This is a genomic window from Wujia sp., assembly GCF_056872695.1.
Map to the genome: position 1 here is coordinate 132,057 of NZ_DBMFCD010000001.1, position 15,716 is coordinate 147,772.

15 protein-coding genes and 7 tRNA genes are annotated in these 15,716 nt (G+C 44.4%); 10 read left to right on the forward strand and 12 right to left on the reverse strand.

All coding sequences use genetic code 11. The features are described from left to right. Positions 1 to 63 precede the first annotated feature (63 nt). Positions 64 to 1,050 carry a tRNA dihydrouridine synthase gene (locus ACZQK9_RS00600; protein ID WP_483269306.1) on the forward strand — a complete coding sequence of 329 codons (987 nt, stop codon included), beginning with the start codon at positions 64 to 66 and terminating at the stop codon, positions 1,048 to 1,050. Here the strand turns inward: ACZQK9_RS00600 and ACZQK9_RS00605 are convergent. Genes ACZQK9_RS00605 through ACZQK9_RS00625 form a run of 5 tightly spaced genes read right to left on the reverse strand, consistent with a single transcriptional unit; the run spans position 1,022 to position 5,269 of the window. Then, positions 1,022 to 2,134 carry an NTP transferase domain-containing protein gene (locus tag ACZQK9_RS00605; protein WP_483269307.1) on the reverse strand — a complete coding sequence of 371 codons (1,113 nt, stop codon included), beginning with the start codon at positions 2,132 to 2,134 and terminating at the stop codon, positions 1,022 to 1,024. The genes ACZQK9_RS00600 and ACZQK9_RS00605 overlap by 29 nt on opposite strands. After that, positions 2,067 to 2,402, reverse strand: coding sequence for a winged helix-turn-helix domain-containing protein (locus ACZQK9_RS00610; protein WP_117780956.1), 336 nt, complete (start codon positions 2,400 to 2,402; stop codon positions 2,067 to 2,069). The genes ACZQK9_RS00605 and ACZQK9_RS00610 overlap by 68 nt, the downstream gene beginning before the upstream one ends. Continuing rightward, positions 2,399 to 3,193 carry an ABC transporter ATP-binding protein gene (locus ACZQK9_RS00615; protein WP_483269308.1) on the reverse strand — a complete coding sequence of 265 codons (795 nt, stop codon included), beginning with the start codon at positions 3,191 to 3,193 and terminating at the stop codon, positions 2,399 to 2,401. Before ACZQK9_RS00615 ends, ACZQK9_RS00610 begins: the two co-directional genes overlap by 4 nt. Next, positions 3,190 to 4,179, reverse strand: coding sequence for a FecCD family ABC transporter permease (locus tag ACZQK9_RS00620; RefSeq protein ID WP_483269309.1), 990 nt, complete (start codon positions 4,177 to 4,179; stop codon positions 3,190 to 3,192). Before ACZQK9_RS00620 ends, ACZQK9_RS00615 begins: the two co-directional genes overlap by 4 nt. Continuing rightward, positions 4,154 to 5,269 carry an ABC transporter substrate-binding protein gene (locus ACZQK9_RS00625; protein WP_483269310.1) on the reverse strand — a complete coding sequence of 372 codons (1,116 nt, stop codon included), beginning with the start codon at positions 5,267 to 5,269 and terminating at the stop codon, positions 4,154 to 4,156. Before ACZQK9_RS00625 ends, ACZQK9_RS00620 begins: the two co-directional genes overlap by 26 nt. 128 nt (positions 5,270 to 5,397) lie before the next feature. On the opposite strand from ACZQK9_RS00625, the gene ACZQK9_RS00630 reads away from it, so the two are divergent. The 9 genes from ACZQK9_RS00630 (at position 5,398) to ACZQK9_RS00670 (ending at position 14,518) form a co-directional block, all read left to right on the forward strand. After that, positions 5,398 to 6,192, forward strand: a complete 795-nt coding sequence (locus tag ACZQK9_RS00630) for an FAD binding domain-containing protein (protein WP_118545107.1) — start codon at positions 5,398 to 5,400, stop codon at positions 6,190 to 6,192. Positions 6,193 to 6,194: 2 nt separating this feature from the next. Further along, positions 6,195 to 6,656 (forward strand): (2Fe-2S)-binding protein, encoded by a 462-nt coding sequence (locus ACZQK9_RS00635; protein ID WP_483269311.1) that lies wholly within the window; start codon positions 6,195 to 6,197, stop codon positions 6,654 to 6,656. Between the two features lie 15 nt (positions 6,657 to 6,671). Then, a complete protein-coding gene (locus ACZQK9_RS00640) occupies positions 6,672 to 8,972 on the forward strand; it encodes a xanthine dehydrogenase family protein molybdopterin-binding subunit (protein ID WP_483269312.1) in 2,301 nt (766 codons plus the stop codon). Positions 8,973 to 9,001: 29 nt separating this feature from the next. Next, positions 9,002 to 10,402: a uracil-xanthine permease family protein gene (locus tag ACZQK9_RS00645; protein ID WP_021984937.1), complete on the forward strand. Its 1,401-nt coding sequence runs from the start codon at positions 9,002 to 9,004 to the stop codon at positions 10,400 to 10,402. Between the two features lie 128 nt (positions 10,403 to 10,530). Further along, positions 10,531 to 10,674 carry a DUF4160 domain-containing protein gene (locus tag ACZQK9_RS00650; RefSeq protein ID WP_483269313.1) on the forward strand — a complete coding sequence of 48 codons (144 nt, stop codon included), beginning with the start codon at positions 10,531 to 10,533 and terminating at the stop codon, positions 10,672 to 10,674. Between the two features lie 11 nt (positions 10,675 to 10,685). After that, on the forward strand, positions 10,686 to 10,919 hold the full coding sequence (locus ACZQK9_RS00655; protein ID WP_483269314.1) for a DUF2442 domain-containing protein: 234 nt from the start codon (positions 10,686 to 10,688) through the stop codon (positions 10,917 to 10,919). A gap of 129 nt (positions 10,920 to 11,048) precedes the next feature. After that, the gene (locus ACZQK9_RS00660) at positions 11,049 to 11,756 is read left to right on the forward strand and encodes an ion transporter (RefSeq protein WP_118670834.1); all 708 of its coding nucleotides are present in this window, start codon (positions 11,049 to 11,051) and stop codon (positions 11,754 to 11,756) included. A 6-nt stretch (positions 11,757 to 11,762) separates the two neighbouring features. Continuing rightward, positions 11,763 to 13,880 carry a zinc-ribbon domain-containing protein gene (locus ACZQK9_RS00665; protein WP_483269315.1) on the forward strand — a complete coding sequence of 706 codons (2,118 nt, stop codon included), beginning with the start codon at positions 11,763 to 11,765 and terminating at the stop codon, positions 13,878 to 13,880. A gap of 107 nt (positions 13,881 to 13,987) precedes the next feature. Next, complete coding sequence (locus ACZQK9_RS00670) at positions 13,988 to 14,518, forward strand: hypothetical protein (protein ID WP_147341962.1); 531 nt, start codon at positions 13,988 to 13,990, stop codon at positions 14,516 to 14,518. Between the two features lie 75 nt (positions 14,519 to 14,593). On the opposite strand, the gene ACZQK9_RS00675 is transcribed toward ACZQK9_RS00670, so the two are convergent. The 7 genes from ACZQK9_RS00675 to ACZQK9_RS00705 form a co-directional block, all read right to left on the reverse strand. After that, positions 14,594 to 14,676 (reverse strand) — tRNA-Leu (locus tag ACZQK9_RS00675). A 340-nt stretch (positions 14,677 to 15,016) separates the two neighbouring features. Continuing rightward, a tRNA-Lys gene (locus ACZQK9_RS00680) sits at positions 15,017 to 15,089 on the reverse strand. A gap of 16 nt (positions 15,090 to 15,105) precedes the next feature. Next, a tRNA-Gln gene (locus tag ACZQK9_RS00685) sits at positions 15,106 to 15,177 on the reverse strand. A gap of 44 nt (positions 15,178 to 15,221) precedes the next feature. Next, positions 15,222 to 15,295 (reverse strand) — tRNA-His (locus ACZQK9_RS00690). Positions 15,296 to 15,310: 15 nt separating this feature from the next. Next, positions 15,311 to 15,384: transfer RNA gene (locus tag ACZQK9_RS00695), tRNA-Arg, on the reverse strand. A 40-nt stretch (positions 15,385 to 15,424) separates the two neighbouring features. After that, a tRNA-Gly gene (locus ACZQK9_RS00700) sits at positions 15,425 to 15,495 on the reverse strand. A 33-nt stretch (positions 15,496 to 15,528) separates the two neighbouring features. Beyond that, positions 15,529 to 15,603: transfer RNA gene (locus ACZQK9_RS00705), tRNA-Pro, on the reverse strand. Positions 15,604 to 15,716: the final 113 nt, after the last annotated feature.

Here is a 15,716-nt window from a genome sequence, read left to right on the forward strand (position 1 = left end):
AATCATTTGTTACCTGGAAAATAGTATGGTTGAAGTGAAAATTGATTACGAAGGAGAGGTACAGTGAATAATAGTGCATTTGATCCGATACAATTTTATCTGGCACCGATGGAATCCGTGACAGGGTATGTGTACCGGAATGTGTATCATGCGATGTTTGGCGATATGGATAAGTATGTGACACCGTTCATCGCACCATCGAAGAAGAAAATATTGAAGACAAGAGAGCGGAAGGATGTAGCACCGGAGCATAACCGGGGCATGTATGTCGTGCCGCAGATTCTGACGAACGTTGCAGAACAGTTCCTTACGACGTGTAATATGCTGTCAGAGCTTGGCTATCGGGAGGTAAATCTGAATCTGGGATGTCCGATGGCAACGGTCGTATCGAAGAAGAAGGGAAGCGGATTCTTAGAGGATCCGGAGCGGTTAGACCGGTTCTTTGATGCGGTGTTCGAGGGGATGGCAAAATTGCCGGAAGAAGATAGATGTGAAATCTCTGTAAAGACGCGGATTGGAGTGGAATTTCCGGAGGAATTTGAGGATATCCTGCAGATCTATAACCGGTATCCAATCTCCGAGGTGATGATCCATCCACGTCTGCAGAAGGATTTCTATAACAATCATCCTAATCTCGATATATTTGCGGAAACATTGCAACAATGTGTGCATCCGATCTGTTATAACGGAGATATCTTCACGGCGGAAGATTATCGTGTGTTCCGGGAGAGGTTCCCACAGGTAGACCGTATCATGTTTGGAAGAGGTGTGATTGCGAATCCGGGGCTGGTGCGGGAGATCCGGACAGGGCAGCTGGTGACAACGGCAGAGTTGAAGGAATACCATGACCGGTTGTATGCTGGGTACCGGGAAGAGATGGACTGTGAGCGGGATGCGCTCTTTAAGATGAAGGAAGTGTGGTTCTATCTTGGGAAGATGTTCCCGGAAGCAGAACGGGAGCTTAAGAAGGTCAAGAAAGCGGATAGACCGGAGGAGTACCTGGCTGCGGTGAGAAGTGTATTTACTTTGCCAGTGCATGCGCTGCAATAACCTCCATTGCCTGCATATCCTCTGGTGTGTCGATGTCTGCTAGCTCATAGTGTTGTGTAACCGGTAGGAGACTTACATGTTCCCTGTGGTTTTGAATCACAGTATTGCCGCCATGTTTTGGAGGTAGCGCAGAAAGTTCATCAAAGTAAGCAGATGGAAAAACAACCGGGGAACCGGCAGTATTCTGATCGTAAGTTCGCCAGATCGTATCGGGTGCATTTTGGGCGCAGAAAAGCAATGCACCGATTGTCTCCCGTGAGACGAGCGGCTGGTCTGAAGGCAGGAACAGGCAGTGGCTTGCTTTGTTTTTTATTGCACCGGTTCCAAGCCGGATCATATCGTTCCGGTCCGGCAGATTATGCAGAAGAAATGGGATATCCTGTTTCTTACATATATGTGCAATTTCCGGGTGGATCGTCACAACCAACCGGTTTTGCCCAAGCATTTCGGTCGCATCAAACGCGTATGCAATCAGTGGTTTCCCATAAAAATCTGTGAGGAGTTTATTGGCACCGAAGCGTTTGCTTTTTCCGGATGCCATGATGATACAGAACGCGTCTCCATAAGGCTTATCTAAATCTACGAGAAAACAATCATCCCGCTTGCAGAGAGAGTCCAGGAAAGGAAGTTTTTGTTTACGGACAACTAAAAGTACATGTTTGGCTGCGAGCAGACGGGAAATTGCTTCCTGATACGCAGACATTGTCTGTTCCAGATAACCGGTTTCGTCGATGGTTACCCAGTCGGATGGATGACGGATACACATATCCAGAAATTCGATGCCTTTTGTGAGAAATGCTTCCGGAACCGGTTGCATTTTGTTTGTGTTTCCAGGTGCATTTGCCTGATATCTTCCAATCTGGACAGTCTCGCCTGACAGGTTTTCTTTCATATAGACCCCATCTTCGGGTACTACATAGGACGTAAGCCCGGGCATTGGTTGTGGGAAAAGGGCAGAAAGAAGCGTGGACTTTCCGCTTCCGCGGCTTCCGGTCAGAATCAGATGCTTTTTGCTGCTAGCGCGAAAAGATCTCCAGATACAATTTGCGGTTGGCCTGTATGCAGGCATCTCGATACCGTTCATATTTTTCTATCCATTCCTTTCCTTCCTGTGTCAGAGTGCTTCCACCGCCGGATTTGCCACCGACAGTCCTGCTTGTGAGTGGAAATCCGAGTGCATGCTCGGCATTTTTTATCATACGAAGCGCTTTCGAGTAAGCAAGTCCCATCGAGCTTGCAGCTGCACGCAGGGAGCCTTCTGCTTCGATGGCATGCAGCAGACGACAGGGACCTTCTCCAAAGAATTTTTCATCCTGTTCATCGTAAAAAGTAATTTTTGTAACAGCTTTCATATGGACTCCTCCTGTATCATAACAAGGTGTTCGTTCCCGCTTTTGTCGTGGAGCTTTGTGATATTGATTGTACCATAAATCGAGGAAAGCAGCGACTCCATCTTTGAAACAGGAGTCGACTTCGGGGAGATTTTCCCGGAATGTGTGCCATTCGACAGGACAAGGAGCTCGTCACAGGTGTTTAATGCCAGAGAAGGGTCATGGAGTGTGACAAGCGCACAGGCGTCATGGGCAGTCACATATGTCCGCAGGTGCTGCATCATCTGGTTCCGGAACCGGAAATCTAAGGCACTTTCCGGCTCATCGAGGAGCAGAAGCTTACGTGCGCCGACGAATGTCCGTGCAAGGATACATAACTGTTTTTGCCCTTCACTTAGCTGGTTGTAGTTTGCCTGCTCACGATCGGGAAGACCGACCATCGTGAGAGTTGCTTTGGCATGTTCTTTCATCTGCGCGGTGGGAGGCTGCAACAGCGATAAGTCCGGATGATACCCCATCAGGACAACATCCAGGACTGTCAGATCAATTGTGATTCCGCTTTTTTGGGGGATATATCCACATTGCTTTGCAAGTTCCCGTGCAGAAAGTGATTCCAATGTATTTTCTGCAAGCAGACAGGAACCTTTGTGCGGGAGGATGTTCGCAATCGCTTTTAAAAGTGTAGTTTTGCCGCATCCATTTGCACCGAGAATACCGGTGATTGTTCCGGGACGCGACGTAAAGCTGATATCGTGTAGGATTTCTTTTCTGCCATATCCGGCAGACAGGTGACTGACTGTGAGCAGACTCATGATTCGCGGTTCCTCCTTACGCATAGATAGACCAAAAATGGTGCTCCGACAAGACTGGTGAAGATACTGACCGGCAGCTCTGTGGAAGCTACGCTTCGTGCCAGAATATCTCCGAGTGTCAGCAGGCAGCCACCGATGATCCCACTTAGAAACATCGTGGATAGCCGGTTGTTTTTGATGATCAGACGTGCACCGTGCGGTGCAAGCAGAGAGATGAAGCTGATAAGCCCGGTCATGCTGATGATTCCGGATGTTGCCAGCGTTGCAATCAGGAGAATCAAAAGCCGGAGATGTTGTGTGTGAACACCGAGCATACGCCCTTCGTCATCGTGCAGGGAAAGCATCATAATCTGCCGGTACAACAAAAAAAGTGCGCTGATACAGAGGATACAGAGAATCACATTTCCTTTGATGGTATAGAGACTGATGCCATTTAAACTTCCCATAATCCAGTATTCGATGGATGAAAGCTGTTTTTCCGGGTCGGCGAGCAGCTTCAGGAAGATGAGAGTGGTCTGGGCTAAGCTGTGTACCGCGATTCCTGCCAACACGATTCCTCTGCCATCCTGCCCGGCAGTGAGGGATGCGAGCATAAGCGCTAGAACAACAGAACCGAGAGCACCGGCAAATGCAGACGCAGTCACTGCCATAGAGCCGGACAGAAACAGGATGCCGAACGCGGCACCGGCGCTGGCACCGGAAGATACGCCGATGATATCCGGTGATGCCAATGGATTCCGGAATACAGTCTGGAAGACAAAACCTGCTACGCCGAGAACGAAGCCGCCGATACAGCCGACGATTCCGCGGCTTGCGCGTAATGTCACAAACACCTGCCACTGTCTTGGATCACCGGATATAATTCCGGAGAGTGTGAGTGGGTAGCGGCCGACAAAAAATGAAAAAATCGTCAGAACCGTTAAGATAACGGTTCCGACGATAAGAGTGAATTTAATTTTATTATTTGATTCCATAAAAAGTTTCATAGAACGCTGCCTTTTCTTCTGTATACATATCTGCAGATACCTGATCCGGGTGCAGGATTCCGGCAAGCCAGATGGATGCAAGGATTCCGCCCGGTACAGGACTGTCTAATGCTTCGATATCGCCAGGGATTGCATAGACATTTCCGTTTTTGACTGCGGTGCACTCCTTCAGATTCTCGTCGTTTAATACATCTTCGGGTGTGTATTCTGCATCCGAAGCGAGAATAATATAAGAAGGGTCCCATGCCAGAAGCTGCTCGTAGCTGATCTCGGCCCAATAGGTATCCGTGATTTCGGATGCTGCATTTTTACCGCCTGCCAGTTCGATAAGCCCTGACTGATACATCGCTGGACCGGCAGTGGAAAGAAGGGAAGAGTTACCGGCGAGATAGACGCTTTCTGCATCGACGCCGAATAAGTCTTTTTCGAGCATCTCTTTTTTCTCATCAATATAAGAAAGAAGGGCATCTGCGTTTTCCTTTGTATTGGTTGCGGTGGAGACAAGTTCAATCATCTGTTCTAACTGATCTTCGCTTTCCGGATTGACGAGCAGGACAGGGATGTCAAGCTCGGAGAGGCTTTGCGCTGCATCCTTTAATTTCATAGGCAGGATGACAAGCTCTGGGGAGAGGGAAGCGCAGGTTTCTAAGTCAAATTCCTTGGCTGTGCCGACATTTGGAAGCTCGAGGAATTCTGGCGCCGCAAGTTTGTAGATTGGCCGCTTATCTGCTTTTGCTTCGATGCCTGTTACCTTGTCTTTCAGACCGAGTGCAAGCAGGAGACTTGTGGAGATATAGTATCCGCTCACGATTGACTCCGGTTCTTTTTCAATTGTGACTTCACGACCAGCCTGATCGGTGACTGTGACCGGATAGACCGTCTGCGCATCAGAGCCCTCTTCACTGGCATCTGCGGGGGTGCTGTCTGCCGTTGTAGCAGCATCCGATATGGAGGCTGCCGGTGCTTCTGTGACAGCTGCTTCCGTTGTTGTGGTTGTGTCTGTGGATGCAGGTTTGCCGCATCCGATCAGAGAGAGCAGCATCAGGCTGATGAGTATAAGTGCTACATGTTTTTTGAATCTTTGTTTCATGATAAAAACCCTTTCGTTGTACTTTTGATAATACAACGGTATTGTAACAAAACCGCTTTTCAAAGGCAAGTATTTTTACTATAATATAAAGTTGGAAAAAAGCGGTTAGAGAAATAGAAGGAGCTTTTATGGTAACAATACAGAATTATGTTCGTGTAAAAAATCTGGAAGAAGCTTATACGCTGAACCAGAAAAAAGGAAGCATGATCCTCGGTGGAATGCTTTGGACGAAGATGCAGGATCGGACAATTCAGACGGCAATCGATCTGTGCGAGCTGGGACTTGACAGGATTGATGAGAACGCGGATGCATTTTTTATCGGTGCGATGGTGTCTCTGCGTGAAATCGAGCTGCATGAAGGTCTGTATGCATATACGCAGGGCGCAGTCAGAGATGCCTTAAAGGATATTGTCGGTGTTCAGTTCCGGAACCTGGCAACTGTCGGCGGCAGTATCTGGGGACGGTTTGGTTTCTCGGATGTCCTGACGATGTTCCTTGCTATGGATACATACGTGGAACTGTTTCAGGGCGGTATAATTCCGTTGCAGGAGTTCGCCGAGAAAAAACCGGACCGGGACGTGCTTGTGCGTCTGATCGTGAAGAAAACACCGGGTGTCTATGCGTATGCATCGGTCCGTAACCAACGGACAGATTTCCCGGTTCTTGCATGTGCAGCGGCAAATGTTTCCGGTACATACCGGATTTCTGTCGGTGCGAGACCGGGCAGAGCAATCTGTATCACGGATGAGGAAGGATTTCTCACAGACGGAATCACGGAAGAGCGTGCAAAACAGTTTGCAAAATGGGTAGAGACAAAAATCCCGACAGCCGGCAATCACCGGGGCAGTGCAGCATACCGCACACGCCTTACAGGTGCGCTTTGCTATCGGTTAACAAAGAAAATCGGAGAGGAGCAGGCATAGACATGGATATCAAAATCAAAGTAAATGGAACACTGATTTGTGAATCAGTATCGCCGGATCTTCTGCTCCTTGATTTTCTGCGGAAGCATGGCTGCTACAGTGTGAAGCGCGGTTGTGAGACCGCAAATTGCGGGCTTTGTACCGTGCTTTTAGATGGAACCCCGGTCTTGTCATGTTCGGTGCTCTGTGCAAGAGCGGATGGACATGAAGTATATACGCTCGAAGGACTGCAGGAGGAAGCATCCGGTTTTGTTGGATTTATCGCTGACCAGGGGGCTGATCAGTGCGGATTTTGCAATCCGGGATTTGTCATGAATACGATTGCATTGCTCCGGGAGAATCCGGATCCTTCGGATGATGAGATACGTGCGTACCTGGCAGGAAACTTATGCCGGTGTTCCGGATACGAAGGACAGCTCCGGGGAATCCGGAATTACCTGGACTATATAAATAGGAAGAAGTAGGTAAAGGAGTAAGCGATGGAACATAAGAATTACAATGCCATTCACAAATCAGTCCGGAAGAAAGACTCCATGCAGCTGCTGCTGGGAAAACCGGTGTATACAGATGATATCACGGGTCCTGCGCTTGTCGTGAAGCTTCTACGCAGTCCGCATGCCAATGCGATTGTGGAAGAAATCCATACAGAAATTGCAAAGAAAATTCCGGGCGTGGTGGATATCTATACATGGGAGGATGTGCCGAAGACGAGGTTTGCAATCGCAGGTCAGACTTATCCGGAACCATCTCCGTATGACCGGTTGATTATCGACCGGCACGTGCGGTTTGTGGGAGATGTTGTCGCAATCATTGCAGCAGAGGATGAAAAAGCGGCATGCAAAGCGATGAAGCTTGTGAAAGTGAAATACAATGTGTTAGAGCCGGTGCTTGATTTTCACAAAGCGAAGGATAATCCGGTGCTTGTGCATCCGGAGGATGACTGGTATCCGCCGGTTGATGTGGGCGGTGATGCAAAACGGAATGTGATCGCACATGAATTGAGCGGAGATGGCGACGTCGATGCCGTGATATCGGACTGTGAGGTATCATTTTCCCACGCCTATCATATGCGTGCGTTCAACCAGGCAATGATGGAAACATTTCGCACATATACATGTCTTGACCGGTATGGAAGACTGCATGTGATTTCTTCGACACAGATTGTTTTCCATGTGCGCCGGATTTTATCGAGAGCACTTGGAATCCCGAAAAGCAAAATCCGCGTGGAAAAACCGCGGATCGGTGGTGGATTTGGCGCGAAGCAGACTGCAGTCAGCGAAGTGTATCCGGCGTTTGTGACGATGCAGACGGGGCGTCCGGCGAAACTCATCTTCACAAGGTACGAAAGCCAGATCGCCGGTTCGCCGCGGCATGAGATGGAAGTCACTGTCCGGCTGGGTGCAGACCGGGACGGACATATCCGCGGACTCGATCTGTACACACTTTCCAATACAGGTGCATATGGGGAACATGGACCGACGACGGTCGGGCTTAGCGGACACAAGTCAATTCCACTTTATACAGGAGGACTTGAGGCGTTTCGGTTTGGTTATGATGTCGTCTATACAAATACAATGGCGGCGGGCGCTTATCGCGGCTATGGCGCAACCCAGGGAATCTTTGCTCTGGAGTCCTCGGTCAATGAGCTTGCGGAGTCGCTTGGCATCGATCCGACGCAGATTCGGGAGAAAAATATGCTCCGGGAGGGCATGAAGATGCCGGCGTATTATGGAGAGACTGCAAATGCCTGCGCGCTTGACCGCTGTATGGCAAGATGCCGTGAGCTTTTTGGCTGGGAAGAGAAATATCCGGTCCGGGAGATGGGCGATGGAAAAGTGCGGACTGCCGGTATTGCGATGGCGATGCAGGGTTCCTGTATATCCAACGTCGATGTCGGTTCTGCAACTGTGAAGCTGGCTGATGATGGAACGTTTAACCTGATCATCGGTGCGGCAGATATGGGAACCGGCTGTGATACGATTCTGGCACAGATGGTGGCGGAGTGTATGGACTGCTCTGTGGATGACGTGGCAGTATTTGGTGCAGATACGGACGCATCTCCGTATGATTCCGGTTCTTATGCATCTTCGACTACCTATGTAACAGGAAAAGCAGTAGAACTTGCCTGCGAGGAACTGAAGAAAAAACTGTGTGCGATTGCGGCGGGAATGCTTGGATGTGAGCCGGAAGAAACGGTATTCGAAGATGGGTGTGTGCGGAAGATTAACACAGACGAGCGTGTCACACTGGCGCAGATCAGTGTGAAGGATCAGGTGGCAAATGATATTGCAGCGGTTGCGACTGCATCGCATTCTTCACCGGTTTCTCCACCGCCATATATGGTTGGTATGGTGGAAATTGAGCTTGACCGCTATACAGGGGAGGTAAAAATCCTCGATTATGTGGCAGTTGTGGATTGTGGAATCGCAATCAACCCGGCACTTGCACGTATCCAGGCAGAGGGTGGAATCGTGCAGGGAATCGGTCATACGTTGTTTGAGAATATCACATATGATGAAACCGGAAAACCGGTTGAGTCCAATTTTATGCAATATAAAATCCCAACGCGGCTGGACATGGGACACCTACGGGTTGAGTTTGAGAATAGCTACGAGCCGACAGGCCCATTTGGTGCAAAATCCATCGGAGAAATCGTGATCAACACACCGGCACCGGCGATTGCACATGCAATTTACCGGGCGACAGGTGTATGGCACAGAGAACTTCCAATCACACCGGAGAAGATATTGATGTCGATGCCGGAAGATGATTTTAGATAAGTAAATACCAAATACAAGGAGAAAAACAGATGAAAAAGAGTTTTAAGTTATCGGATGCGGCATTTCAGATGGATGGAAAGATGCCGCTTGCGCAGGCAATTCCTCTTGGATTGCAGCATGTTTTGGCGATGTTTGTTGGAAACCTTACACCGCTTTTAATCATCACAGGTGCCTGTGGAATTGCAGGAGGAGAGTTTGCTGGGCTGCAGCTTTCCCTGCTTCAGAATGCAATGCTTGTTGCAGGAATTGTGACATTGGTGCAGCTTTTTGCAATCGGTCCGGTCGGCGGACGTGTACCGATCATCATGGGTACATCATCCGGGTTTATTGGTGTATTTAACAGCGTTGCAGCAACGATGGGGGGCGGTGTATCCGCATATGGAGCAATCATGGGGGCATCAATTTTAGGCGGTTTTTTTGAGACGGTTCTTGGGTTCTTTTTAAAACCGCTCCGGAAGTTTTTCCCATCGGTTGTGACAGGTACAGTTGTTATGTCCATCGGTTTAAGCCTGATTTCTGTTGGAATCAATTCTTTTGGCGGTGGAAACAAGGCGGAAGATTTTGGCTCGATGGAGAATCTGCTGCTGGCACTCTTTGTGCTGATTGTAATATTGATCTTCAAGCATTGCACAAAAGGATTTTTGAGTTCTTCCTCGATTTTATTGGGTATTATTGCTGGATATATTGCTGCAATCGTTATGGGATTTGTGCTTCCTACGACCGGGGTGACTGCCGATGGCGTCGAGTATACAAAAGCGTGGGTGCTGAACTGGGACAAGGTAGCGGATGCTGCATGGTTTGCTATCCCGAAGATCATGCCGGTCAAGCCGGTATTTGATATGCGTGCAATTCTGCCGGTTATGATCATGTTTATTGTTACAGCGGTTGAAACAGTTGGAGATATCTCCGGTGTTATGGAAGGCGGTCTGGGACGGGAAGCAACCGATAAGGAGCTGTCCGGTGGTGTTATGTGTGATGGACTTGGATCTTCGCTTGCTGCCTGTTTTGGTGTCCTGCCGAATACGTCTTTCAGCCAGAATGTCGGACTTGTTGCCATGACAAAGGTTGTGAATCGGTTTGCGCTTGCAACGGGAGCTGTGTTCCTGATTCTCTGTGGACTCTGTCCGAAGCTTGCGGCGCTTATTTCTATCATGCCGCAGTCAGTACTCGGTGGTGCCGCAGTTATGATGTTTTCTTCGATTGTATTCAGTGGAATCCAGCTCATCACGAAGAATCCGATGAATTCGCGTAATCTCTCCATTGTCTCTGTAGCGCTCGGTGTTGGCTATGGTATGGGAGCAAATCCGGATATTCTTGTCCATGCACCGAAGCTTGTACAGCTTGTGTTTGGCGGTTCTGGAATCGTGCCTGCTGCGATTGTGGCAATCCTGTTGAATATTGTACTTCCAAAAGAGAAAGAAGAGCAGTAAAGTATCTGGCTGCGGTGGGAAGTGTATTTCGGGGATAGAAAAATCCGGCAAGTATGTCTGAAATATATTGATAAATTACAATGTAGATGTTACGATATATTTGAGATAAATATTAAAGGGGGAATTATATGCCAGAGTTAAGTAGATTTGGTGGAATGGTTATTTATATGCTGTTTATGGATACAAAACAACATAATAAACCCCATGTTCATGTATATTATGGAGAGTATGAGGTAGCAACAGGAATAGATGGTGAATTTAAACCTATGTAAGGAGGTGCTTCATGATGTACGTTGTAGATGGAGTTTGTTATGCGGCAAGTGAAGCAAAAGAAATAAAAGTAAAAGATGCAACATTGCTTCGCGGCGGAATGATTCTTGTAACATTTTCAAATGGTGAAAAAAGATTGTTTGATACGACATTGTTGACAGGAAGTGCATTTGAACCGTTAAAAGACGAGGAAGTGTTGAAAAATATGAGCTTTTTCCACGGTGTTATTACATGGATGGTGAAATAGATATAGCACCAGAAACTGTCTATCAGGAAAGCTATCCGTATGATTCTTTGAAGAGCGCAATGTGAATGGAAATATAAAAACAGCAATCGATAGATTGCTGTTTTTATATATGATTAGGTGGGGAATCTTATGAGAAAACGATTATATGAAATAGTAGAACAATCAACTGAAAATGATAAGGCTAGTAAAGTATATGACATATTTATGATGGTTGTTATTTTTATCAGTCTGGTGCCATTGGCATTTAAGAAAGATTATAATGCTCTTCTGATAATAGATAAGGTGGCAGCAGGTATTTTTATTGTAGACTATATAATACGATGGCTCACAGCAGATATGAAGATGAAAAAAGGAAAACTGTCATTTGTTTTATATCCATTTTCTATGATGGCAATCATTGATTTAATATCCATTTTACCATCAATAACAGTATTGAATGCAGGATTTAAGACTTTGAGACTGTGTAGGATGATTAGAACATTTAGAGTTTTTAGGATTGCTAAAACTGTGCGCTACTCGAAAAATATACAGATAATTTCGAATGTTTTGAAGAAATCGAAAGACTCATTGATTACTGTAGGTTCGTTAGCTGTTTGTTATATTATGATAGCAGCGCTTGTTATATTTAATGTTGAACCAGACTCGTTTGAGACATTGTTTGATGCAATATATTGGGCTACGGTTTCATTAACAACGGTTGGCTATGGTGATATATATCCAGTTACTGATGCAGGGAGAATTATTACAATGTTATCTTCGTTTGTCGGAATAGCGATTGTTGCATTACCGGCAGGTATTATTACGGCAGGTTATATGAGTGAGATAGAGGAGAAATAGTTTTTGATGGGGACAGTTAAATTGACCTTTAGAGAATGGTGTGAAAAATATCAAAAAGATATATATATTAAACAATGGGATATGGTAATGAATGGTGGATATACACCAGATAGTCTTTCATATGGAAGTACTAAAAAAATTCATTGGAAATGTGAAAAAGGACATAGATGGGTGGTATCAGTAAATAATCGAACATCAGTAAAAGATAGTAATTGCCCATATTGTTCAGGAAAGAAGTTATTAAAAGGAGAAAATGATTTACAAACTTTATATCCAGATATTGCGAAAGAATGGGATTGGAAATTAAATAGTAACAAACCATCAGATTATTTCGGAAATTCAAATTATAAAGTGCATTGGGTGTGCGCTAAAGGACATAAATATGAGGCTAAGATAAATGATAGAACAAAATCAAAGGGAACAGGCTGCCCGTATTGTGCTGGAAATAAGGTGCTGGTAGGTTTTAATGATTTGCAGACATTATTTCCGGAACTTGAAAAGGAATGGGATTATGAAAAAAACAATAGAGATATAGAAACTATAAGTGCACATAGTGGCTATAAAGCATGGTGGATTTGTGCGAATAATCATTCTTATCTTGCTAAGGTAAATGATAGAACAAAATCAAAGGGAACAGGCTGTCCGTATTGTGCTAATAGAAAAGTATTGATAGGGTATAATGATTTGTTTACAACAGAACCTCAATTAAAAGCAGAATGGAATTATGATAGAAATTTGGAATATTCACCAACAAAGCTGACTGTAGGAAGTTCAAAAAAAGTATGGTGGAAATGCAAATATGGGCATGAATGGCAGGCGAATATACATAGTCGATCTTTTGGGCGTGGTTGCCCGTTTTGTGCTGGTGAAAAAACAATAATTGGGGAGAATGATTTACAAACAGTATATCCAGAGATTGCAAGAGAATGGAATTACGATAAAAATGAATTAATAAAACCTTTTGAAATAATGCCAAATAGCGGTAAGAAGTATTGGTGGAAATGCAAAAGAGGTCATGAGTGGATGGCTACAGCTAATAATAGGGTTTCTTTACACACGGGATGCCCGGTTTGCTCTCGAGAGTTGCATACATCATTTCCAGAACAGGCGATATTGTACTATATTTCGAAATATGAAGATGTAATCAATAGATATATTATAGAAAAAAATGAAGTGGATATATATATTCCTGATTATCGCATTGGAATAGAATATGATGGGATTTTTTATCATAGTTCTTTGGAAGCTAAGGAGAGAGAATTGAGAAAAGATGAATATCTGCGTAAATCGGATATTGTTTTGATAAGAGTAAAAGAAACTGAAAAAGATATTCAAGATCAAGATAATATAATATATAGAAATTTAAAACGAAAAGATCTAGAACTTGAAAATATTATTTATAAGATTTTTGATAAAATAAGTAAAGTTAATGGAAAAAAATATGAGCCAGATATAGATATAAATAGAGATAAGCAGGAAATATGGGCTAAGTATATATTTTTATCAAAATCAAATAGTTTATTAGTGAAATATCCTGACTTGGCGAGAGAATGGAGTTATGAAAAAAACAACATGATTTTGCCGGAACAAGTGAGTGTTGGAAGTCACAAAAGGGTTTGGTGGAAGTGTAAACAGGGGCATGAGTGGGAAGCGGAAATAAAGAGCAGAGTAAATGGAGAAGGCTGTCCGTATTGTGCAAATAAAAAAGTTTTGGAAGGATATAATGATTTACAAACCTTTTTCCCAGAGCTGGTAAAGGAATGGAATTATGATAAGAATAAAAATAAGCCATCACAGTATACAAGATTTAGTAGCAAAAAGGTTTGGTGGAAGTGTAAACAGGGACATGAGTGGGAAGCGGTTATAAGTAAGAGAACACTAGGTAGGGGATGTCCATATTGCTCAAATAGAAGAATTTTGAAAGGATATAACGATTTACAAACAAAATTCCCATTAGTTGCAGAGCGGTGGGATAGCAAAAAGAATGGCATAGAAGCGAATCAAGTGTTTCCTTTTAGTAATAAAAAAGCATGGTGGAAGTGCAGTTGTGGTTGCGAATGGGAAGCTGTTATTAATTATATGAGTAGAAAAAATATTTGCCCTAGATGTGGTAAAACGAATTGATAGATATAGTAAAAGTTAAAGATTTGTCTGCTATTGGATAAAGGATATTTATATTACATGTGTCTATGATAAACAAAATACAAAAGAAGGTGGAAAAGGTGATATATTTGTATAAGTATATTGATATGAATGACAATATTACAAAGTATGTAGGAATTGTAAGTGAAAAGAACAGAGAATTAAAAGATCGCATTATAGAACATTATAAAAAAGATGTTTGGAGCCATGGCTATTTTAGGGTTGAATATATTGAATTGCAAAGTAAAACGGATGCTGAATATTTGGAATCTCATTTTATTTCGGTATATCGAACAGATAAGTATTTTAATAAGGCAAAAAAAGAATGGGGGAAAAGCGCATTGCTGGAGAATCGTAAATTCATTTGGAAACTGTATATAGTATATAACAATGATATTACAGTAGCAAATATAAAAAATCTAGTAGAGAAAACCCAAAAGTTAAAATATATGGTGAATAAATTAGACAAAAAACCTTCTATATGGCAGGGGAAAAATGGATTTTGGTATGTATATGTTCCAGATGCAACCAAAAAAAGAAAAATGAGATTGGTCAAAAGAAAATCAAAAGAATCTCTGGAAAAATATATAAGAGATTTTTATAATGAATTTAAGGAATGAAAAGTAGATTAATTAATGAATATATTTTGCTCCATAAAAATAAGCAAGAGAGAACTCTTGCTTATTTTTATGGAATGCGGGTGACAGGACTTGAACCTGCACGGGGGGTGCCCACTAGAACCTAAATCTAGCGCGTCTGCCAATTCCGCCACACCCGCATGTGAATTGTGAAATTAATATATTATAATATGAAAGAACGAAAGCTAAATCCATGCCCCTCCGTAAGCTGCGCTTACTTCGGTCACGGGCTGTCGCCCTATCATCTGTCGTAACTGTGACCTCCTGTGAGCAAACTCCCATCGGTCTCGTTACTTCCAGCTGGCATGGCTTGTAGCTTTCGCGAAAATTCCGCCACACCCGCATATGGGATTGTGAATTAATATATTATAATATGAAAGAACGAAAGCTAAATCCATACCCCTCCGTAAGCTACGCTTACTTCGGTCACGGGCTGTCGCCCTAATAAAAAATTAGCAGATGAGTTCATCTGCCAAAGAGTGAGCCACGGGGGAATCGAACCCCCGACAACTTGATTAAAAGTCAAGTGCTCTACCGACTGAGCTAGTGGCCCATATAAAATAAAAAAGCTGGGCTAGTTGGATTCGAACCAACGAATGCAGGAGTCAAAGTCCTGTGCCTTACCGCTTGGCGATAGCCCATTAAAAACCTGCTCTTGCAAAGCCTGCAATCTAAAAAAGAAGAGGGTGGATAGAGGGACTCGAACCCTCGGCCTCCAGAGCCACAATCTGGCGCGCTAGCCAACTGCGCCATACCCACCATATAATATAAAAATGTGCCCGAAGGGATTCGAACCCCCGACCCACGGCTTAGAAGGCCGTTGCTCTATCCAGCTGAGCTACGGACACATAATATCTTGCATACATAATATGTATTTGCAAAATAAAGAGCGGGTGATGGGAATCGAACCCACGTATCTAGCTTGGAAGGCTAGTGTTCTACCATTGAACTACACCCGCTTAATCTGAGCTTGGCGAAGAGAAGATATCAAGTCGGGGTGACAGGACTCGAACCTGCGACCTCCTGATCCCAAATCAGGCGCTCTAGCCAAACTGAGCCACACCCCGATAAGGCATTTGTTTTTGTCTGCCTCGTCTCAACGCAAGTGTTATTATACATAAAGCATGGGTGGTTGTCAACAACTTTTTTAAAAAAATTTATAATGCCGGAAAATATAGGA